Genomic DNA, 5,310 nt, shown 5'->3' with positions numbered 1-5,310 from the left:
TAAATAAAATTAATAATAATTTAATTTTATTTACTTATTTAAAGGGGATTACATATATGAACAATATTAATGTTGGTCAAAAAATTATGGCATTTAGAAAAGGTGCCGGATTAACCAGTAAACGTTTAGCAGAGTTAGCTGATATAACACCTTCCATGTTAAGTCAAATTGAGAAAGGAATCACAAATCCATCATTACAAACACTAAAATTAATTTCTGTAGCATTAAATATTCCATTGTTTAATTTTTTCTTAGAGGATACCAGTACAGAAGAATTAGTTGTAAGAGCTAACCAAAGAAAAAAAATAACTTTTCCTGAAAGCGGCAATGTTTCGTATGAGCTATTATCTCCTAATTTAGATGGATCACTAGAATTGGCTTTAATGAATCTGTTACCTCAAACTGCTTCATCTATGGAACCTGTGGCACATAAAGGGGAAGAAATAGCATTTATTATGGAAGGACAAGTAAAACTATATCTAAATGATGAGGTTTTACTTCTCAATACAGGTGATAGTGTTAAAATCCCACCTTATGCAAAGCATAAATGGGAAAACACTTCTTTAAACAAGGTCACTGTTATATTTGGAGTAACTCCACCATCTTTTTAATTTCAAATACTAGCGAAGAAAAGTTAGAGAAAATAATCCTCTAACTTTTCTTGTATACATAACTTTATTTTAAGAAAGTAAAAAAATTGTCTCTCAATTATATGAGATTATAATCTAATCGATTAAAAGTAGTGAAATAGATCTTTTTAATTACATACTTAATTTACTTTTTAATGTCCAGTATTTTTCTCCATTCGCTTCAAAAGAGAATTCTACCCATCCATTTGGATCTTCACGATAAATAAAGATGGTTGTTCCAGAAGTTACTGTACCAACTTTATTCTCCTCGACAGCTACATCTGGTCTACTTTTAATTTTTAAATTAAATGGATAAGGTACCTGATAGTAAGTAGCTGATGATACAACATTTGAGCTTGAACCGTCTGCATACATTTTATATGGAATTTCATTAGATAATGCGTCGACATCTAATGTTTCAGGATTCTTTGGTAATTTTTTTGCATATGTATAGTCTTCTACACGAAACGGTTTAATACGTTCCATAATACCCGCAATTTTCTTAGCCCAACCTTTATCTGATGCATATTTCACGTTCATGCCAGTTAATGTTGGCCCGTTATAATACATACCACTTTCTTCTAAATATCTTTCTCGTACATAATTAGCGTTATAAGCAATGCTATCGCCGTAGCTTGGTAAATATTTCGCATATTTAAACGGATCTCCATCATATGCACGTAGACCGAATAGATTATGTTTTTGATATGCGATTTCTGATTTTCCGTATCCAGATTCTAAAATCGCATGCGCTGCTAAATAATGAGCACTCACGCCATATTGATTTTGCGCATTGATAAAATCTTGCCCATGTCCAACTAAAGGACTATCCGAATGATATTTCGCAATAAAACTATCAATCTCTTGAGCTGTAATTTTCGAAGCCACTGTTAAATTTAAATCTTCATATGAAGTAGCAGTAATAATCTCTTTTTCATCGTTTGAATTTTGTTGTAACATATCTGTTTTTGCAGTAAGTTGAGCAGCTTCAGCACGTGTTATAAATCTATTTGGTTGCCAACCGTTCTCAGTACCATTAGAAATTTTTAAATCTATTAAAATATTGGCATATTTTTCTCCCCAATGCCCTTTTAAATCTTCAAATCTAACCTGCTCGTTATAATTTGGTGTGTTTTGTAGTTTATATGCATTTACTAGCATCGTAGCCATAGCAGCGCGAGTTACTTTTCCGGATGGATTGAAGATTCCATTACCTTCACCTTTAACAATACCAGCTCTTTCAGCAGCAGCAATATAAGGAGTAGCCCAGTGGTTTTGTGAATCTGTAAAAGATGGTTTTGCATTAGGATCAATTTGTATCCCTAAAACTTTTGTCATAATTTTTGTAGCCGAAGCTCTGTCTAATGAGTCATTTGAACCAAAAGTTCCATCTGGATAACCATTCAATACCTGTTTATCAACTAAATAATTAACAGATTTATCAGCCCATACAGGAACATCAGGGAATTTATGAGTATCTGCTAAAATATTAGAAGAATAGGATAATATAGATCCTGCAAGGATACCTGTTGCAATTAATTTGTGCTTCATTAAAATAAACACCTCTACCATTGTATTTATCAAATTGGGATTTTCTATTTTTATATTTACATGTTTGTAATAATAATAAAATCGTATTATCACACATTCAATTTGATGTAACGAGTATAGTTACTTATATACGCAAGTGTCAATGAATGTCTTTTACAAAAATGTATAACATTTACATAATTTTAAATTTTACATGATCTTATAATTGACTTATGTATAAATTTTGTAAAGGACCTTTTGATAGATTACTTATTAGCTTACCTGAAGAAATCTCTTTAGTTGTTAATTTGCCAACCTTTCTTGTTTACTATGAATCAATTAAAAAAAGAAGTTTTTTGTTTAAGAGCTACTTTAAAATCTTAAGTTGATGGATGTGTGAACGTACCGCTACTAAAATTCTTGCTTTTAAATCATTATTACTGTATTATGTTTACGTAGCAATATAAGGATTATAGTATGTAAAAAGGAATCAAATCTACAAGTAATATTTAAATCCTTTTCCAAGTCAAAAAGACTTTGCCAAAATCTAATATAATTTATACTTGTCTTTTTAATATGTATCTAGTAAAAACATATTTTTTATCAATAGAATTCTGTTTTCAATATAAATTCAAACTTTTAAATAGAAGTTTATTTAATTTCAATGATAGGAATTATTGTTCTAAACAAGGAACCATACAAAGTAATCTGAAAAACCTGATAGATATTGTATGTAGTTTGCTCATCTCGAGGTACTACAATAAAAGAGCCTTACCTCTCTAGGTAAGACTCTACTAGTTTCGTTGTATAATATTTACATGATAACTAAGAAGCAGAAAACATATAACACCAAATAACAGCACCCTATTACTCCTCCTACAGCTAATACCTGTTTAACCCAACTCTTAAATTTTTGATTACTGTAAATCGCTTGCACTCTTTCCATATTTCCTCCTATTAAGGAGAACCCTTAAAGACTCTCACCTCGCTATAGTACCATTAAAAAATGAATGATAGAGATCTAATTTATAAATATGCAATATTGCATACGAAAATGTATTGTAATAATTGTAAGCGCTTACTATAATGAATTTATAAAGATTTATCATATCCTAATACGAAAAAAGAGGAGAGAATAATATGGAAATCGCAATGGCAGTTTTAAAATTTATAGGTGGAGCAATCCCATTAATTCAAGAACTTCTAAAAGCATTTATGTAAATTCACTATTCAGCAATTATTTACAAAAATTATCATACAAATGATCTGCCTATCAAAAATGAATTGATTTACAGATCATTTGCGTGATCAAGGTCCCTTTAACATGACTAAGGGGACTTTTTTAAAATTTCCAAATAATTAAGGTTACGTCACATCACCATCAAGTTAGCAAAATAAAATGAAACTTTAACTTGATGGTACTGGGGTAACAGTTGTGATTTAGAGATAAGATCAGATTATACAAAGATTACCCACTGATATGTGGAAGATAAAGAGATAAAGAATACACTTGCGAAATTTAAACGATTGAATTAAAAAACTTGATATTAGTGCGGTTAACAGAATATGAAAATTACTTAAAAATCGTGATATTAGCTAAAAAACACCAAGCCCCCCTCCCCTTCAGGGCCATCTTGGTATTTTTTACGTTCACATACAAATTATTATTTATATTGTTGCATGGGTTTCCTTTTAAATTATATACGTCTACTTTACCATCGATAAGCAATGACTCATGTCTCCCATTTAATCGTACTGATTATGTTTTAAAAACCATCTTGGCTAAAATGATAAAGTAATCTAGCAACTTAACCACGTATAATACTATCACCGAAACCATATATACGATTTCTATAACCTGCTACGATATTTTTCTCTTTTATGCTTTATATGACCAAATGATGATCAGTAAGAACATCTTTAAAAGTTGTATCTGCCCGTAACATTTGTTGCTGCAAGTACTGAGCCTGTTAAAATCATTACTTTCATTTTCATGCTATTTTCCCCTTCTTATCCTAATTATTTTTCATTATTAATAATAAAAACATTAATTTCTCCCAGAATGCTATAGACTTACTAAAAAACTCTTCTTGCCTATAGAAGAGTTTTTACTATGATGTGACTCATACATCAAGGGTACTGTTAATTTTATATGGAAAATAAAAAGACTCCATTTTGAAAAAAGGTTAATCAAAATGGGGGTTTTTATTATAAATCTGAATTTATATATCCTTCTACCTAAAACATCGTATTATCATTAACTGCTTCACTTGGAATCTCTTGAATTACATCCCAGTGTTCGACAATCTTTCCATCCTTGATACGAAATATATCAACTATAGCAACTCCCTTATCTTGAGAATTAGTACGAGAATGTACATGAAGAGCAACTGTATCCCCTTCAGCTAATTCTTTTTTTCAAAAAACATTTAAATTCTACCCTAACGCTTGCAGAATTCTAGCATCCATTACTTTTCTTCTTGTTCTTAAATTTGTCATTGTCCTTAGTAAATTAATCCCAAAACTTATCATAAACTAACGCTCACTTTTCAATATAAGTAGACATGAGTATACTTATATTGAATTCCTTGAAACTTAATAAGTCCAATATTTTCTCAAAAAAATAGCAATGTAAGCTACCTCCTTTTCTACCATAGTACTAAGACACCTCTTATACGATATATTCAATAGCAAACATTTAAGCATCAAAAAATCACTTAGCGAAATTTGTACTATCTTAGCTATATTTTGTCGCATTACAAAGGGTGGGTAACTGCCCATATTCTGAATATTCTGTATATTTATGAAAAAAACTCATTGTTAAATTTAATGTATCTAATTCCTGTTATTATCAGAATAAGCCTTTACATAGAAAAGGGGGATATTATGAATGTTCAAGAGAAGAGTAATGAGCAATTGATGGGATTATTACACGAATGGTATGAAGAAATTCGTTTATATCATGTAAAAGAAGCAAAACAAACATACCTAAAAGTAAAAGAAAGTTTAAAAGGACTAAAAGCAGATCACTATGTATCATTCTATTATTCCCTACTGAATTTTAGATATATGGTCTTGGTAGATGCAATGAGTATTACAAAAGATTCTTTTAATCAAATAGAAAAACTCTCTACTATCAAAGATGATTTTT

The 5,310-nt window shown here is 30.1% G+C and carries 3 protein-coding genes and 2 pseudogenes; 3 read left to right on the top strand and 2 right to left on the bottom strand.

Going from position 1 to position 5,310, the window contains the following annotated elements:
- Positions 1–56 precede the first annotated feature (56 nt).
- Positions 57–611 (top strand): helix-turn-helix domain-containing protein, encoded by a 555-nt coding sequence (locus MR160_RS32555; RefSeq protein WP_001059815.1) that lies wholly within the window; start codon positions 57–59, stop codon positions 609–611.
- Positions 612–761: 150 nt separating this feature from the next.
- On the opposite strand, the gene MR160_RS32550 is transcribed toward MR160_RS32555, so the two are convergent.
- Positions 762–2,180: an S-layer homology domain-containing protein gene (locus MR160_RS32550; RefSeq protein ID WP_000680992.1), complete on the bottom strand. Its 1,419-nt coding sequence runs from the start codon at positions 2,178–2,180 to the stop codon at positions 762–764.
- Positions 2,181–3,193: 1,013 nt separating this feature from the next.
- Here MR160_RS32550 and MR160_RS32545 point away from each other — a divergent pair.
- Positions 3,194–3,380 (top strand): annotated as a pseudogene (locus MR160_RS32545) (hypothetical protein).
- A 1,017-nt stretch (positions 3,381–4,397) separates the two neighbouring features.
- On the opposite strand, the pseudogene MR160_RS32540 reads toward MR160_RS32545, so the two are convergent.
- Positions 4,398–4,577, bottom strand: a pseudogene (locus MR160_RS32540) (nuclear transport factor 2 family protein); the annotation flags it as partial.
- A 468-nt stretch (positions 4,578–5,045) separates the two neighbouring features.
- Between MR160_RS32540 and MR160_RS32535 the strand changes: the two are divergent.
- Positions 5,046–5,310 (top strand): response regulator aspartate phosphatase (locus MR160_RS32535; protein WP_481746744.1); only part of this gene is annotated, 265 nt, incomplete at its 3' end.

Source organism: Bacillus cereus group sp. BfR-BA-01382 (assembly GCF_022663475.1).
GTDB classification, from domain to species: Bacteria; Bacillota; Bacilli; order Bacillales; family Bacillaceae_G; genus Bacillus_A; species Bacillus_A thuringiensis_S.
Note: the sequence above shows the minus strand (reverse complement) of the source record. Positions and strands in the feature narration are given on the sequence as shown.